The organism is Salicola sp. Rm-C-2C1-2, assembly GCF_040196175.1.
Lineage (GTDB): Bacteria > Pseudomonadota > Gammaproteobacteria > Pseudomonadales > Oleiphilaceae > Halospina.
Genome location: NZ_JBEFNF010000006.1, coordinates 109,484 through 123,667, shown reverse-complemented (window position 1 = coordinate 123,667; position 14,184 = coordinate 109,484). Strand labels below are relative to the sequence as shown.

The window sequence follows — 14,184 nt, the reverse complement described above, 5'->3', positions numbered from 1 at the left end:
GTCAGCGAGCCGGGGTACTGTTTCGGCGCCGCGGTTCCGGCATGGGCAGCCTGGGAAGACCATGATGTTCCAGAACGCCCTGGCGCAGCAGCCGCACGCTGTCTTCATAGCGCCCCAGATGGGCGTAGAGTCGACAAAGTTCAGCAGCAGTCTCCTGGCTGTGACGCACACTCAGGCTGGTTTCCAGATATTCACGCGCCTTGCCCCAGAGCTGGTTGCGCAGGCTGATGCGGCCCAACGCCAGTAGTAACTCAGGGTTATTGGGGCGCTGGTGGAGCCAGTTCTCAGCCATGAGCAGCTGTTCATCCGCCCGCGCCCCTCGGATGCGGCCGTAAAGATTAACCAGCAGGTCACTCCAGTTCTGGCGAAGCACCTTGCGCAGCAGGCTCTCGGCCCGGGATTCCGCTCCCAGACGGGCAAGGTGATCTGCATAATGATGGACAACGGATTCATCTTTGCGCCGGGCCGGAGGAAGCTGATCCCAGACCCGATCCAGGTGATCCAGATTACGTTGCTCCGCAGGCTGGCGTTCCAGCCGCTCGGCGGCCTGGTCGAGGACATTGAGCCAGACTTCCTGCTCCAGCTCGTTGAGGCTGCTCTCATCCAGAGCCGCGTGACGGCGCAGCTCGGGTAGCAGTTCGCTGAGGGCCTGCCAGTCCTCAAGGTTGCGATAGACGTTGGCGAGCTGGCGCATTACATGCGGATGGTTGGGCGCCTTGCGGCGCAGGCGCAGCAGCGTCGCCAGGGCCTTCTCGTTGCGCTCAGCGTTGAGTTGCAGTCGTGCCTGAGTCAGGCCCACAGCCAAGTCTGAGCCGGCGGTGCTTTCCCAGGCCAGGCGCAGAAAACGATCCGCTTCTTCCTGATCACCCTGCTGATGTGCTGCTTCCGCAGCTGACAGATAATTGATGAGCGGTGTCTCCGCATTGCCGGCTCCGCTTTCCAGTAGTTTGCGTGCCCGCCCCCAGTTGCCCTCGGCCAATTCAAGCAGACCACGCGTGGTTACGCGTCGGGACCGTCGGCGGCCAGTGTTGCGCACCCATTGGCCCATGGCCCCGGGGCTGAGGCGAAGCCCCCGTAGCATATCCAGAAGCCAGTGCAGGAGCAGTGCGGCCAGAACCGCTAATGAAACGCCCACCCAGAAGTTGGTTTCGACCAGCCAGGAGCCTATGCTGACGCGAATGTAGCCAGGGTCCTCGGCTATACCAAGGCTTAGAAGGGTGCCAGCCGGCAGGGCGACCAACAGCACAATAAGCAGGGCTCTCATTCGCCAGTCTCCCCATTGCCGCCAGCGTCAGTTTGTGGCTGCTCTGGTGTGTCACTGTTCTCATCCGACTGCTGCGGGCCCGATGTCTCCGCACGGCTCCTTATCCGAGCCTTCAACAGTGCCAGAGAGTCGCTGATGTCGGGCGTTACGGCGTTGATGGGTTCGTCCCGGAGTTCGCTGATCAGATCGCGCAGGGCCGTAGCGGTCTGGTTGCTGGTGTTGTACCAACGCTCCAGCCAGTCATCTGCGCGCCCGAGAGAGCGCCGATAGATCGCATCATCGCCACGCAGAAGGGCGGCGGCAGCCTGCTCGAACATCAGTTGAAGATGCAGTTGCGCCTGGGTTTCCTGGGCCGGTGTCAGCAGTGCCTGAGAGGGTTCGTTTACGCGGCGGATACGCACCATACGATCAAGAATGCCCAGCACTTTGTGCCAGGCGCCGGCGTCCGATTCCTGGGAGGCTGTGTTGTTGGTGCCCGGCAACGGGGCGTTTCCATCCATTGACTGGGCACTGCCCAAATCCGGAATCATGCCCATGGCGGCTTCCAGCTGCAGATGGATCCCGGTCCGGTCCACCGGTTCCATGGTGCGCAGTGCCAGGATCTCTTCGGCAAGGGCCTCACGAATGGGGTGAACGCCGGCTGCATCGGTGCCTGCGAGCAGGTCATCAGTATTCTGCAGCAGGCGCAGGGCGCCCTGGTGGTCGCCTTCAAGTTCCAGCCGCTGGTTGGCCACGCGCAGAAGGTATTCCGCTTCCGCCAGCAGCCAGTCGGTTTGGGTGCGCTGACCAAGCCCGAGCAATGAGCGCGCGTTATGGGCAATCTGGCGGGACTGCGTGTTGAGAGTGCTGGCTTGTTCGTCGAGCTTGGCCTCAAGGCGGTTGAGTCGCTGTTCACGTGCGTTGAGCCGAGACTGTCGGTTCTGGCGCAGTTCTGAGGTTGCGTTGTCCAGAGTATCCAGGCGCTCGCTGAGTTGCTGCTGGCTGCGGTGCTGTTGCAACAGGTTGCGATGCTGTTCCCATAGCATGAGACCGGAGCCGAGCAGACCCAAGGCCAGAACAAGAATGATCAGCCACAGCGGCCAGAGCCGTGCCGGGCTGGGCTGGGGGCTGGCTTTAGTGGTCGCCGGGAGCTGTTTGTTGGTGTTGTTCACGAGTGTCCGTTACTCCGCATTGAGGAAGACGCCATGCAGGCGTCGATCAGCCCGTCCGGACTCATGGCCAGGGCCACCCGGACGTCGCGAAAGCCGGCATCCCGGGCCTGCTGGGCAACCCGCTCCGCCGGTACCACGAGGCAGCGTTGCCGCAGCTTCGTGTCTGTATTCTGACCCACCTCGAGCAGGTGCTTCAATGTTTCTCCTGAAAGCGCGAGCACGGTATCCGGGTCAAAGCTGACCAGACGATCCTGGATTCCCGCTTGCGGCCACTCCACGGCGGTGCGTGCGTACAGTGGCAGTACCTCAACCCGAGCGCCCCGTTGTGTAAGCGTGCGCAAAAGCAGTTCCCGTCCCTGCTCGCCACGGGCGACCAGGATTTTCTGATCGGCAACTGCCTCCGGCTGGAAGGCTGTACAGTTCAGAAGCGCTTCGGAGTTATGACCGCCGGCCGGGGCCTGCCCCGGAACTCCAGCCTCACTGAAGACCCGCGCTGTGCCTTCTCCCGGGCCCCACCACTCCAGGCCAACAGGCCACTGGGGCCACCATTCATCCGCCTGCTCCATCAGCAGATGGGCGGCGTTGGGACTGACCGCGACGACTTTCTGGAAATTATCGAGTTCCTGGATCAGACTGCGCTCACGGCCATCCAGTGTCCTCGGTTGGATGGCGATCAGTGGCAGGGCCTGGGTGCGGGCACCGACCTGTTCTAGTGCCCGGCAGGTTTGCGTTGCTTTGGGCTCCGGGCGCGACACCAGGATCCGCCGCCCGGCGAGGGGCGCATTACTCGGGTTCGTAACCATAGACTTCCGCCAGTATGGCCCCGGCACCTTTTTCCAGAAGCTGTTCAGCCAGTCGCCGGCCAAGCGCTTCGCCGTCGCTGCGGTGGGCACGGCCATCAACCTGATGGACGCGGCTGCCATCCGGAGAAGCGACCAGGCCGCGCAGATAAAGGTCATCTCCTTCCAGTTCAGCATAGGCGCCGATGGGGACCTGACAGCCCCCTTCCAGGCGTGTGTTCAGGGCGCGTTCCGCCAGTACACGGTCGCGTGAATCCGCATGGATCAACGGTTCCAGCATGGCGACGAGCTCGGCGTCGTGGTTGCGGCATTCAATGCCCAGTGCGCCCTGGCCAACTGCTGGCAGACTGATCTCCGGCGGAATCTCATAGCGGATGCGCTCGTCGAAGCCCAACCGGCGCAGGCCGGAGGTGGCCAGCACGATGGCGTCATACTGGCCATCATCCAGTTTGCCGAGGCGGGTGTTGACGTTACCGCGCAGGGTATCGATCCGACAGTCGGGCCGGTGCGCCGCCAGCTGCGCTTGGCGGCGGAGGCTGGAAGTGCCGATGACGGCGCCCTCGGGGAGGGCGTCCACGTCAGCATGGTGGTTGCTGACAAAGGCGTCCGTGGGTGCACCGCGTTCGCAGATGGCCATTAGATCCAATCCTTCCGGAAATACCATGGGAACGTCCTTCATGGAATGCACCGCGATGTCCGCACGCCCGTCCAGCATGGCCTCTTCGAGTTCCTTCACAAACAACGCTTTACCGCCGATCTTGGCGAGTGGCACGTCCAGGATCTTGTCGCCACGGGTCTTGATGCCCACCAGTTCCACGTTCAGTTCCGGGTGGGCGTGCTCGAGCTGGGCCTGGATGTGTTCGGCCTGCCAAAGGGCAAGCTGGCTTTGGCGGGTGGCGATGCGCAGGGTGTCTCGGGCCATGGAGTGGCGGTTCCTCAATGGGTGGATGGTATTAGCAGGTCCTAGGGTAGCGTTTCAGGGGGCGGTTGTCGCCTGTTGGCGCTTCAGCCTTCCAGGTAATCGCGCACTGCGGCCGCATGACGGCGGCTGACACGCAGACGGGTGTTCGCTGGATCCGAGAGCTGGGCCTGATGACCGGACTGGGTGCGGGTCAGTGCCTTAAGGTAGCGTCGATTGACCAGCGAGTGGCGATGGATGCGCAGCAGCTGTTCGCCGTGGGCCTGCTCCAGATCGCGCAGGCTGTAGTCACACAGGGTTTCGCCTTGATCGTGCACCAGTGTGACGTACTTGTTGTCGGCGTTGGCGTAGTAGAGCCTGTCGAGCTCAATCCGTTCGACGCCTGCCTGGTTACGGACCACGATCGCGGCTTTCTCCTCCGGTGCCAGCTGCCGGTGCTGGAGGCGGTTGACGCGGGCGGCCCGTGCCAGAGCGCTGGCCAGAGCTTCGCGGCGTACGGGCTTGACCAGGTAGTCTGTGGCCTCCACCTGGAAGGCGCTGAGCGCGTAGTCGTCATAGGCGGTGCAGAAGATTACCGCCGGAGGTGTGGCCTGGGCGGTCAGCTCACGAGACGCCGCAATGCCGTCCATGCCCGGCATGCGTACGTCCATGAGGACTACATCCGGCCGCTGTTCGCCCGCCTGCTCCAGTGCCTCAGTGCCATTGGCGGCTTCCGCGCAGACATGGCAGCCGTCCATGGCTTCGAGCAGCCGCCGCAGGCGGTCTCGGGCAAGAGCCTCATCATCGACGATCAGGACGCGGTGCTCCGTCATGCGTCGTTCTCCCTGTTTCCTGGCAGTCTCAGCGTTACGATGAACTGATCCGCTCCCACGCTGGTCTTGAGTGCGGCCGCGTCTGCGTAGACCGCTTGCAGCCGTGCGCGGATGTTGTCCAGCGCCATGCGCTGGCCCTGGTGGCGGCCTGCCTGGTCGTCGGCAAGCGGATTATGGACGAGGATGTAGAGCCAGCGTCGTGTCAGCTCGCATTCCACCCGTATGGTCCCGCCGGTGGTCAGTGGCTGTATGCCATGATAGACCGCATTCTCGAGCAGTGGCTGCAGGATCAGGGGCGGCACAGGCAGGCTGCTCGCTGCCTCGTCCAGATCCCATTCAATCTGCAGCCTCGGCCCCAGGCGCTGCCGCTCGATAGCGAGGTAGCGTTCGCACAGGCGCAGTTCTTCTGCCAGCGGGATGAGCCGATCACCTGCAGTGTTGAGGCTGACCCGGAAAAGTTCGGACAGATCCAGAACCACTTCCTCGGCACGCTCCGGATCCGAGATGATCAGGCTGGCGATGGTGTTCATGCTGTTGAACAGAAAGTGCGGCTGGATGCGGGCCTGAAGGGCGGCGACTCGGGCTTCGATTTCCGCCTCCTCCTGGCGACGGCGCTGGTACTGCAGATGGAAGTAGCGCAACAGCATCAGTGTGATCAGCGCAGCCATGAGCAGGTTGCGCAGCAGCGTGGATGGGGCGTCCAGTGGCGACAGGGCCGGGTTGAGCAACCACTGCCCGAGCAGCGTGAAAGCGGCGGTATCTGCCAGCACCAGAACGGTGATGGCCGTGGCGGCCACCGCGATACCCAGCCTTTCCAGGTAATGTCTGAGGGCGCAGATCAGGCCAGCGGCGGTCAGGGTAACCCATTGAGCCAGCAGTGAGGCCAGACCCAGATAATGCCAGTCCAGAAGCCCATCAGAGGGACGGGCCAGGGCGAACAGCAGTACCACCAGCTCAGTGGTGAGCACTAGTAGAAAGACGGCGCGGACCTGGCACAGGTCCGGGATGAAGCCGCCATCATGTTGTGCTGCATGGGTCTGTTTCATGGTGAATAGGGCCCGGATTGGAAGGCTGTTATACTACGCGGTCTGCAGGTGCATTTGATTCCATGACAACAGGATAGACCATGAGCGACGAGCGGAAAGAGGCGGCCAAACTCTGGGGCGGGCGGTTCAGCGAGCCCACGGATGCTTTTGTAGAGCGGTTTACGGCCTCAGTGGGGTTTGATCAGCGGCTCTACCACCATGACATTCGCGGTTCCATTGCCCACGCTCGAATGCTGGCGAAAGTCGGTGTGCTTAGCGGTGAGGAAGAGCATCAGATCATCGCGGGGCTGGAAGCAGTGCATGCGGACATTGAGGCGGGACGTTTCGAGTGGTCGGTGAGTCTTGAAGATGTGCACATGAATATCGAGGCGGCGCTTACCGAGCGCATTGGCGTCACCGGGAAGAAGCTCCACACCGGACGTTCCCGAAATGACCAGATCGCCACTGACATCCGGCTCTATCTGCGCGATGAGATCGACGCCATCGCCGTGGAACTGGCGCGCCTGCAATCCGGGCTGGTGGCGTTGGCGGAACGCGAGGCAGACACCATTATGCCCGGCTTCACCCATCTTCAGAGTGCCCAGCCGGTGACCTTCGGTCATCACATGCTGGCTTGGAACGAGATGCTGCAGCGGGATCATGAGCGTCTGCTCGACTGCCGTAAACGCGTTAACCGGCTGCCCTTGGGGGCTGCAGCGCTGGCCGGCACCAGTTATCCCATCGACCGGTATTACACTGCCCAGTTGCTGGGCTTTGACGGCCCTACCGCCAACTCGCTGGATTCAGTGAGTGACCGGGATTTCGCCATCGAATTCAGCAGCTTTGGCGCTCTGCTTCTGACGCATCTTTCGCGCTTCAGCGAGGAGCTGGTTCTTTGGACGTCTGCTCAGTTCAGTTTTGTGGATCTGCCGGATCGTTTCTGTACCGGGTCCTCGATCATGCCGCAAAAGAAGAACCCGGACGTGCCTGAGCTGGTACGCGGTAAGACCGGCCGCGTGAATGGCCACCTTGTTTCCCTGCTGACTCTGATGAAGGGCCAGCCGCTGGCTTACAACAAGGATAATCAGGAGGATAAGGAGCCCCTTTTTGACACGGTGGATACCGTCAGGGGTTGCCTGCGCGCTTACGCTGACATGATGCCGGCCCTCTCTGTGCGCGGGGATAACACCCGGGCCGCGGCCCGGCGTGGCTTTGCCACTGCTACGGATCTGGCGGACTACCTGGTGCGCCAGGGTCTGGCATTCCGGGATGCGCACGAGGTGGTCGGGCAGGCAGTGGCCTGGGCCGACCATGACGGCCGGGATCTGGAGGATCTGACACTGAGTGAGCTGCAGCAGTTCAGCGGGGTGATTGCTGAGGATGTCTACCAGGTGCTGACGCTGGATGGTTCGGTGAGCGCCCGCAACCATGTGGGCGGGACGGCACCGGAACGGGTCCGGGAAGCCGCTCGGGATGCCATGCAGAGGCTTGAGGGACTTGGTTATGCGAGTGCGTCGGATTAACTGCGAGCCCTGAACAGGCCGCCCCGGTTGCCGGGCTGGGGCGGAGGGGCGAGTCTGTCCAGAAGCTCGGGGGCGGTCAGGCGATAGCCTTGGCCGAAGTGCAGGCCCAGCTCGCGCACCTTGCGAAGGGTGGCATCGTCCTCGATGAAGGGGGCGACTGTCACCGCCTCGCACATAAGAGCCATGCGGTGGATGGCCTCAACCATGATGGCCTGCAGTGGGTTGTCCGCCAGGTTCTGCACCAGACTTTCATCCAGTTTGATAATACGGGCTCCCAGGTCATTAATCAGGTTATGGGTCTGGCCGCTGACGCCAGCCGCGTCAAGTGCGATCCGGCAGCCTGCCGCCCGCAGCGCCTCGGCACAGCGACGGGCCTCATCCGGGTGCCGGCAGGCATGGGCTTCCTGGATTTCAAAGCAGAAGCTGCTCGCCTCAAAGGAGCTGGCTTCGATCTGCCGTGCCACCTCGTCGGCGAAGCTCTCGTCCATGAGGCTGCTGGTGGACAGGTTGAAGCTGATCATCTTCAGCCGGGGCTGCATCAGTGGGTTGTCCTCAAGCCACGCCAGGGCGCGGGCGATGACGCGCCGGTCCAGGGCATAGCCCATGTCAAAGCGTTCCGCCAGCGGCATGAAGGAAGTCGGGCGCCAGAGTTCTTCCTCGCGCCGGCCCTGGTCGTCCGGCTCTCTTTGAAGGCGTGCGAGCACTTCCACATGGTCACCCCAGGTAGCGCTGGCAATCGGCCGCAGTGCCTGGAAGTGAAGTTCTATGGCATCGGTGGTGATGGCATACATCAGCTGTGCCAGATCCTCGCGGGTTGCGGTCTCCTGGCTAGAGTCTTCGTCGGTGCGGTAGACATTCACGCTGGCGGGACCGGTAGCCTTGGCGGTTTCACACAGGTCGGCGGCCAGGGTCAGGCACTGTTCCGGCGGCGCGTCCGGCACCAGATGCAGCGGCAGGAGTCCGGAGCTGACGGTGGTCTGGATGGTGTCTCCCCGCCATTCGAAGCTGAATCCGCCAATGGCGTCGCGGAGGTTGTGACAGACTTTAACCGCCTCCTCTGTGGCGCAGTTGTCCAGGATGACCACGAACTGGTCGCTGGCGACCCGGGCGATGGCGTCGCGGTGGCGGAGCCGGCCCGAGATCATGCTGCTGAGCTCACGCAGGTAGCGGTCGCAACCGCCGGAACCGAAACGTGCGTTGAGGGTGCTGAACCCGTCAAGGTCCATGTGCATCAAGGCATGCGGGGTACCAGCCTCACGTTGGAGGTTAAGGGCACGATGCAGGCGCTGGAGGATTTCTCGACGGTTAAGAAGTCCGGTCAGCGGGTCATGCCGGTTCAGGTAATGGACGTGATCCTCGCCATCGAGCTGGGCGACCCGTTTGTCCCGCCCCACATGAGCGGCGCCCAGCAGTTCGCCGCCGGGCGAGAAGATCCGGTTGAACTGGACCTCGTAGACCGTCTGCTGTTCTTCGGACTGAGCCAGCGGCATTTCAATGCAGAATCCCTCCTGGCGCATGGCTCGCTCCCAGAGGCGGGCGTAGAGCCGTCGCTCTTCCGGGTGGTCGACAAGCAGATCCTGCATTTTGTCACCCACGTTGGGGGTAACGCCGAAAGCGGCATGGAAGGCTTCGCTGTAGGCCTGATTGACCGCCACGATCTCCAGCTCCGGGTTCATGATGACGATAAGGTCATTGGAGGCTGCCATGACGCTTTCGGTCCGGTACTTCCATACCTGCGCGGAATGGGCATCCGCTCGGCGGGCAGTAATGTCCACGGCGCTTCCGGCGATCAGTCGACGTTTACCGGAATCGTCAAGGCTGCGGCCAGTGAGCCGGAGCCAGCGGTGGTTCTGGTTAGCCGTGAGAACCGGTACTTCCATGGAAAACGGCTCGCCCTGGCGCAGGCATTGCAGAATGGCCTGGCGGACCTGGCTCTGGTGCTCCTGAAAGTAGAACAGCACATGTTCAGGGTCCAGCTGGTTGCCCGGGGGCAGATCCAGGAGGTGATAAAGGCCTTCTGACCAGTGCAGACGATTGTAATCCTGGTCCATTTCCCAGATGCCAATGCCGCCGCTGTGTTCCGCCAGGCGGAATACCCGGGTATCGAGCGGTGTGGCCTGGCGCGGCCGGATGCGCATGGCATCCTCAGTATTCCCACTGGTTTCGCTGGTAGCGCTGCGCAGGCTGATGGAGAAGAAGTAGCCGGAGGCGTGGCGGACGGTGATGAGCGCGTTCTGGCCCTGCTCCAGAGCGTCACTGAGCGGGGGCATAAGGGGGTTGTCCTCGCGGCTGGCCACCAGTTGGTGCATGGGCAGCCCCTGCATCTCCAGAATACCGTAGCCGAACAGGGCCTCGGCAGCGTCATCGGCTGCCTGGATGATGCCCTCGTCATCAACCTGCAGGCTGGCCGGCTCGGCGTTGCTGTTGGTGCCTGGTTCGGTGCGGACCCGCTTGATCAGATATTCCCTCATGACACCCGAGACTAGCAGAAAGTGCGGTGAGCAGGGCGACATCTGTGTATGAGATCCATCCACTGGGGCGTTACAATACTCCGTTTATTTGGGGAGATGGCTTATGCGCGGATCACTGCTGGCGCTGATGGCGCTGATGCTGATTCTGGCCGGGTGCGGGCAGAAGGGGCCGCTCTATAGGGAAGGCGATCGGGACGCACCGGGTAATGCCCGCTCACCGGTTGTGCAAACCATCTCCAGTCACCTCTGCTGATCAGGGCGAATGGTCGATCCATGGACTTCTTTAATCAACACAACAGTGAGCTTCACGCAGAATCGGTACCGGTAAGCCGCATTGCCGAAACGCATGGAACGCCCTGCTACATTTATTCCAGGGCGACGCTGGAGCGCCATTTCAACGCCTATGACCGGGCTCTCGAAGGGCGATCGCACCGCATCTGCTACGCGGTCAAGGCCAACAGTAACCTGGCCGTACTCAACGTACTCGCTCGCCTTGGAGCTGGTTTCGATGTTGTTTCAGGGGGCGAGCTGGAGCGTGTGATCCGGGCTGGGGGGGATCCGGCGGCAACCGTTTTCTCCGGGGTGGGCAAGCAGCGCTGGGAGATCGAGCGGGCTCTCGAGGCCGGCGTGCGCTGCTTCAACGTGGAGTCTGACTTTGAGCTTGAGATGATCAGCAGCGTGGCTTCCGCAAGGGGCCAGACCGCACCAGTGTCGCTGCGGGTGAACCCGGATGTGGACGCGCAGACGCATCCCTACATCTCCACTGGCCTGAAGGAGAACAAGTTCGGTGTCGAGATTGAACAGGCCCATGAGCTCTATCGTCGGGCTGCGGCAATGCCTGGACTGGACGTTGTCGGAGCGGATTGCCATATCGGTTCCCAGCTCCAGACTCTGGAGCCGTTGATGGACGCCCTGGAGCGTATGCTGGCGCTCATCGATGCACTCGCTGAGGACGGTATTGTCATTGAGCATCTGGACATGGGCGGCGGACTCGGCGTGCCCTACGGCGATGAGCAGCCACCCAGCCCAGGCGTCTATGGAGACGCCCTTAAGCAGCGCCTGGCTGACCGGGATCTGGAGCTGCTGTTGGAGCCGGGGCGCTCTATTGCCGCGAATGCCGGGATCATGGTGACCCGTGTGGAAGGCATCAAAGGTGGTGATGAGCATCGGTTTGCTATTGTGGATGGCGCGATGAACGATCTGATCCGGCCTTCACTGTATTCCGCCTGGCAGCGGATTGAGGCGGTTACACAGCGCACCAACACTGAGTTAGCGGTTTACGATGTTGTGGGGCCAGTGTGCGAAACCGGGGATTTTCTGGGTAAACAACGGTCGCTGGCCATTGAAGCGGGCGATCTGCTTGCTGTGCGTTCGGCTGGCGCCTACGGTTTCGTCATGAGTTCAAACTACAATACCCGGAATCGTCCGCCGGAAATTCTGGTGGATGGCGCTGACGTGCATCTGGTTCGCCGCAGAGAGACACTGGAGGAGCAGCTGGCACCGGAAATGCCGCTGCCGGAGTTGGGCTCATGAGCGGTGACGGGCGCCGGGGCCGTGGCGGCTGGCTGCGTTTTACCAAGATGCACGGTCTGGGCAATGATTTCATGGTGGTGGATGCCATTACCCAGCCGGTACAGCTGGAGGCTGGTCAGATCCGTAAAATGGCGGACCGGCATCTGGGTGTGGGCTTTGACCAGCTTCTGATGGTGGAGCCGCCGGAAAGGCCGGATGTGGACTTCCGCTATCGCATCTTCAACGCGGATGGTTCCGAGGTAGAGCAGTGTGGTAACGGCGCTCGTTGCTTTGCGCGTTTCGTGCGTGATCAGCAACTGACCCGCCAGCACCGGATACGGGTGCAGACGGCTACTGGTATCATGACACTGGAGGTGACGAAGAAGGGACTGGTTCGTGTGGATATGGGGGTGCCTGAGCTGGCGCCTGCGGCCATTCCGTTCGCAGCGGATGAACAGGCGGTGGCCTATCCGGTACTGGTCGACGGTGAGGAGCTGATCCTTTCCGCTGTCTCCATGGGGAACCCTCACGGCGTGCTGATAGTGGATGACGTCGACGCAGCTCCTGTGGCGAGTTTGGGGCCATCGATCGAGGCCCATCCACGTTTCCCGGCACGGTCCAACGCCGGATTCGTGCAGGTGGTGGCACCTGATCGGATCCGGCTGCGGGTGTTCGAGCGCGGTGTCGGGGAAACACGGGCCTGCGGCAGTGGCGCCTGTGCCGCTGTTGTGGCGGGGCGCCTGCGTGGACTTCTGGCTGAGCAGGTCACAGTGGAACTGCTTGGTGGCACGCTGACCATTTCGTGGCCGGGAGACGGGGCAGCTGTTACGATGGAAGGGCCCGCCATGCGGGTCTTCGAAGGGCGAATCAAGCCACCCGGTGACGGACGCCGTTCCCGCCAGGGTGGTGGCCGCCCCCAGAACAACAGGAAGAAAAAGGGTCGGGACGGCAACTCCGCCTGACAGACGGGAGGTAGTGAATGACAGACCCGACAGCCGAACCGGCTAGCGCGACGGTTTCTGAAGCGGCTGTGGCCGAGTATCTCGAGACTAATCCGGATTTCTTTGAGCGTCACGAGGATCTACTTCAGAGGCTACGTCTACCTCATGATAGTGGCTCGGCCATCTCCCTGGTCGAACGCCAAGTGCACCTGTTCCGTGAGCAGCGGGACGCCCTGCGCGAGGAACTTGCCGGTCTGATCGGCATCGCACGCCAGAACGATCAGCTGTTTGCGCGCAGCAAGCGCCTGCTCATGCAGCTGCTGGATGCCCGTAGCGCTGAGGAAGTGGCGGCGGTGCTCGATGAGACCATCCGGGGTGAATTCCAGCTTCAGGGGGCAACCCTGACGATCCTGACGGAGGGTGAGGTGCCGTCCCAGTGTGGGGCAGTGCGCTATCTGGATCGCAGCGAGGCCCGAGAGACTTTCGGCGAAGTGCTGGATGAAAGCCAGCCGCTGTTTGGCCGCCTGCGCGACAGCCACCGCGATGCTCTGTTTGCCGCCCCGGAACAGGTGGGATCAGCCGCCGTGATCCCCGTTCGACGTAATGATTGCGTTGGACTGATTGCCATTGCCAGCGTCGATGAGGGCTATTTCCACAGCAGCATGGGGTCACTGTTCATGACCTACATCAGCGATACCCTGGGCCGGCTTCTGCCGCCACTACTGGCGCCGGAAGGCTCTATCCCTGCATCCGAGTCGGAAGCCGGTCACTGAACCACCACTCCTGGAGCTCCCGCATGGCGTCCACTGATGCGCACGCTGAACGGATAGAGTCGGCCGGGGCGCTGCCGGAGCCGATGCAACGCTTCCTGCGCTACATGGCCTCGGAAAAGCGCAGCGCCCACAGGACCTGTGAACACTATGGGCGGGATCTTCAGAAGCTGAGCCAGTGGTGTCAGAGCCAGGGCTCCGATCCCGTTGCGCTGAGCCAATCGCAGCTGCGTCATTATGTGGCTGGCCTGGCCCGTGCAGGGCGCTCCGGTCGCACCATCGCGCGCCATCTTTCCGCTATCCGGCGGTTCTACGGTTTCCTGATCCGGGAAGGCATTGTCTTCGATAATCCCGCCCTCGATATCCGTCCGCCGCGCGATCAGCGCCCGCTGCCCAGTGTGATGGATGTGGACCAGATGCATCATCTGCTGGAGCAGACCCCGGAAGACCCGCTGGAGGTACGCGACCTCGCCATGATGGAACTGATCTACTCTTGCGGGCTGCGACTGGCGGAACTGGTGGCACTGGACCAGCCTGATCTGGATCGTGATGATGCCAGCGTTCGGGTTACGGGCAAGGGCGGCAAGGCTCGCATTGTGCCGGTCGGGCGTGCTGCGTTGGTGGCTCTGGATCGTTGGTTGGAGCAGCGTGCGCTTTTTACCGGTGCGGATGAAAGGGCCGTTTTCGTGAGCCGCCATGGCCGGCGCATTCACCGTCGTACCGTGCAAGCGCGACTGCGCCGCTGGGGCCAGCTGCGGCAGGCTGACCAGGGACTTCACCCGCATCTTATGCGTCATTCCTTTGCCAGCCATTTGCTGGAATCCAGTGGTGATCTGCGCGCCGTGCAGGAATTACTGGGCCATTCTGACATCGCTACCACACAGATCTATACTCATTTGGACTTCCAGCACCTGGCTCAGGTGTACGACAGCGCGCATCCCCGCGCGCGACGGCGGAAAGACAGAAAAACGGAATCCGGGACGGAGCAGGGGTGAC

At 62.4% G+C, this 14,184-nt stretch carries 13 protein-coding genes; 6 read left to right on the top strand and 7 right to left on the bottom strand.

Annotated elements, in window-relative coordinates; all coding sequences use genetic code 11:
- Position 1 precedes the first annotated feature (1 nt).
- The 6 genes from AAF659_RS11290 to AAF659_RS11265 form a co-directional block, all read right to left on the bottom strand.
- On the bottom strand, positions 2–1,264 hold the full coding sequence (locus AAF659_RS11290; protein ID WP_349751859.1) for a heme biosynthesis HemY N-terminal domain-containing protein: 1,263 nt from the start codon (positions 1,262–1,264) through the stop codon (positions 2–4).
- Entirely contained in the window at positions 1,261–2,415 is a 1,155-nt protein-coding gene (locus AAF659_RS11285; protein ID WP_349751858.1) for a uroporphyrinogen-III C-methyltransferase, read from the bottom strand. Before AAF659_RS11285 ends, AAF659_RS11290 begins: the two co-directional genes overlap by 4 nt.
- Positions 2,412–3,218, bottom strand: coding sequence for a uroporphyrinogen-III synthase (locus AAF659_RS11280; protein ID WP_349751857.1), 807 nt, complete (start codon positions 3,216–3,218; stop codon positions 2,412–2,414). The genes AAF659_RS11285 and AAF659_RS11280 overlap by 4 nt, the downstream gene beginning before the upstream one ends.
- Positions 3,199–4,137, bottom strand: coding sequence for a hydroxymethylbilane synthase (hemC, locus tag AAF659_RS11275; protein ID WP_349751856.1), 939 nt, complete (start codon positions 4,135–4,137; stop codon positions 3,199–3,201). The genes AAF659_RS11280 and hemC overlap by 20 nt, the downstream gene beginning before the upstream one ends.
- Before the next feature lie 83 nt (positions 4,138–4,220).
- Positions 4,221–4,946 carry a LytR/AlgR family response regulator transcription factor gene (locus AAF659_RS11270; RefSeq protein WP_349751855.1) on the bottom strand — a complete coding sequence of 242 codons (726 nt, stop codon included), beginning with the start codon at positions 4,944–4,946 and terminating at the stop codon, positions 4,221–4,223.
- Entirely contained in the window at positions 4,943–5,992 is a 1,050-nt protein-coding gene (locus AAF659_RS11265; RefSeq protein ID WP_349751854.1) for a sensor histidine kinase, read from the bottom strand. The genes AAF659_RS11270 and AAF659_RS11265 overlap by 4 nt, the downstream gene beginning before the upstream one ends.
- A gap of 80 nt (positions 5,993–6,072) precedes the next feature.
- Between AAF659_RS11265 and argH the strand changes: the two genes are divergently transcribed.
- Positions 6,073–7,494, top strand: coding sequence for an argininosuccinate lyase (argH, locus tag AAF659_RS11260; RefSeq protein WP_349751853.1), 1,422 nt, complete (start codon positions 6,073–6,075; stop codon positions 7,492–7,494).
- On the opposite strand, the gene AAF659_RS11255 is transcribed toward argH, so the two are convergent.
- Entirely contained in the window at positions 7,491–9,965 is a 2,475-nt protein-coding gene (locus AAF659_RS11255; RefSeq protein WP_349751852.1) for an EAL domain-containing protein, read from the bottom strand. The genes argH and AAF659_RS11255 overlap by 4 nt on opposite strands.
- Positions 9,966–10,068: 103 nt before the next feature.
- Here AAF659_RS11255 and lptM point away from each other — a divergent pair, with 103 nt between their 5' ends.
- The 5 genes from lptM to xerC are packed head-to-tail and all read left to right on the top strand — an operon-like array spanning position 10,069 to position 14,183.
- Entirely contained in the window at positions 10,069–10,218 is a 150-nt protein-coding gene (gene lptM / locus AAF659_RS11250) for an LPS translocon maturation chaperone LptM (protein WP_349751851.1), read from the top strand.
- Positions 10,219–10,238: 20 nt separating this feature from the next.
- Positions 10,239–11,498, top strand: coding sequence for a diaminopimelate decarboxylase (gene lysA, locus AAF659_RS11245; protein ID WP_349751850.1), 1,260 nt, complete (start codon positions 10,239–10,241; stop codon positions 11,496–11,498).
- A complete protein-coding gene (dapF, locus tag AAF659_RS11240; RefSeq protein ID WP_349751849.1) occupies positions 11,495–12,439 on the top strand; it encodes a diaminopimelate epimerase in 945 nt (314 codons plus the stop codon). The genes lysA and dapF overlap by 4 nt, the downstream gene beginning before the upstream one ends.
- Positions 12,440–12,456: 17 nt before the next feature.
- Entirely contained in the window at positions 12,457–13,191 is a 735-nt protein-coding gene (locus AAF659_RS11235) for a DUF484 family protein (protein WP_349751848.1), read from the top strand.
- 23 nt (positions 13,192–13,214) lie between these two features.
- Entirely contained in the window at positions 13,215–14,183 is a 969-nt protein-coding gene (xerC, locus tag AAF659_RS11230; protein WP_349751847.1) for a tyrosine recombinase XerC, read from the top strand.
- Position 14,184: the final 1 nt, after the last annotated feature.